This is a genomic window from Staphylococcus sp. HMSC057A08, assembly GCF_001812925.1.
Taxonomy (GTDB): domain Bacteria; phylum Bacillota; class Bacilli; order Staphylococcales; family Staphylococcaceae; genus Staphylococcus; species Staphylococcus hominis.
Genome location: NZ_KV810852.1, coordinates 1 through 456, shown reverse-complemented (window position 1 = coordinate 456; position 456 = coordinate 1). Strand labels below are relative to the sequence as shown.

The window sequence follows — 456 nt, the reverse complement described above, 5'->3', positions numbered from 1 at the left end:
AAGCAGGCGCTCTCCCAGCTGAGCTAAGCCCCCATATTTTTAAAGAAGTCGGGAAGACAGGATTCGAACCTGCGACCCCTTGGTCCCAAACCAAGTGCTCTACCAAGCTGAGCTACTTCCCGTATATTAAATTAATAATTTTAAATGGCGCGCCCGATAGGAGTCGAACCCATAACCTCTTGATCCGTAGTCAAACGCTCTATCCAGTTGAGCTACGGGCGCTATATTTAAATTGGTGCCGAGGACCGGAATCGAACCGGTACGGTGATCTCTCACCGCAGGATTTTAAGTCCTGTGCGTCTGCCAGTTCCGCCACCCCGGCAAAATAATGGAGCGGAAGACGGGATTCGAACCCGCGACCCCCACCTTGGCAAGGTGGTGTTCTACCACTGAACTACTTCCGCATATTAAAATAAATCGTATGAGCCATAGAGGATTCGAACCTCTGACCCTCTG

The 456-nt window shown here is 50.4% G+C and carries 4 tRNA genes; all 4 read right to left on the bottom strand.

Annotation, left to right across the window (positions count from 1 at the left end):
- Positions 1-48 precede the first annotated feature (48 nt).
- The 4 genes from HMPREF2881_RS04105 to HMPREF2881_RS04090 all read right to left on the bottom strand — a co-directional run bounded on the left by HMPREF2881_RS04105 (position 49) and on the right by HMPREF2881_RS04090 (position 404).
- Positions 49-122, bottom strand: a tRNA-Pro gene (locus HMPREF2881_RS04105).
- Positions 123-145: 23 nt separating this feature from the next.
- Positions 146-222 (bottom strand) — tRNA-Arg (locus tag HMPREF2881_RS04100).
- A gap of 11 nt (positions 223-233) precedes the next feature.
- Positions 234-322: transfer RNA gene (locus HMPREF2881_RS04095), tRNA-Leu, on the bottom strand.
- A gap of 7 nt (positions 323-329) precedes the next feature.
- Positions 330-404, bottom strand: a tRNA-Gly gene (locus HMPREF2881_RS04090).
- Between the last annotated feature and the right edge of the window lie 52 nt (positions 405-456).